General features: G+C 68.9%; 1 protein-coding gene. It reads right to left on the bottom strand.

All coding sequences use genetic code 11. From position 1 onward, the window contains the following. On the bottom strand, nt 1–270 hold a 270-nt coding region (locus LQ326_RS47590), incomplete at both ends, for an AMP-binding enzyme (protein WP_234545436.1).

The raw sequence follows: 270 nt of genomic DNA, 5'->3' as shown, positions 1-270 counted from the left end.
GACGGGCCACGACCGCCACCCACCACAGCCTCAGGAACAGGCAGAACACCCCGATCCACCTTGCCGTTCACCGTCAACGGGAACGAACCAAGCACCACCACCGCCGACGGCACCATGTAATCCGGCAGACGCCTGGCAGCGAACGCCCGCAGTTCCTCCCCGTCCACCTCGCCGGCACCCGTGACGTAACCGATCAGGCGGCCGTCGCGCATCACCACCACCGCCTGGTCAACCTCCGGATGCGCGGCCAGCCCCGCCTCCACCTCACCC

Source organism: Streptomyces shenzhenensis (assembly GCF_021462265.1).
GTDB lineage: Bacteria > Actinomycetota > Actinomycetes > Streptomycetales > Streptomycetaceae > Streptomyces > Streptomyces shenzhenensis.
This window is presented reverse-complemented; position numbering and strand designations above follow the sequence as displayed.